The 386-nt window shown below is 54.4% G+C and carries 1 rRNA gene; it reads right to left on the reverse strand.

The features are described from left to right. A 16S ribosomal RNA gene (locus ACF8GF_RS24710) occupies window positions 1-386 on the reverse strand; the annotation flags it as partial.

The following is a 386-nucleotide window of genomic DNA, read 5'->3' on the forward strand; positions in this document are numbered from 1 at the left end:
TTAAAGTGCTTTACAATCCGAAGACCTTCTTCACACACGCGGCATGGCTGGATCAGGCTTTCGCCCATTGTCCAATATTCCCCACTGCTGCCTCCCGTAGGAGTCTGGACCGTGTCTCAGTTCCAGTGTGACTGATCATCCTCTCAGACCAGTTACGGATCGTCGCCTTGGTGAGCCATTACCCCACCAACTAGCTAATCCGACCTAGGCTCATCTGATAGCGCAAGGCCCGAAGGTCCCCTGCTTTCTCCCGTAGGACGTATGCGGTATTAGCGTTCCTTTCGAAACGTTGTCCCCCACTACCAGGCAGATTCCTAGGCATTACTCACCCGTCCGCCGCTGAATCAAGGAGCAAGCTCCCGTCATCCGCTCGACTTGCATGTGTT

Origin of the sequence: Pseudomonas sp. yb_5 (assembly GCF_043103865.1) — a bacterium.
GTDB lineage: Bacteria > Pseudomonadota > Gammaproteobacteria > Pseudomonadales > Pseudomonadaceae > Aquipseudomonas > Aquipseudomonas putida_Y.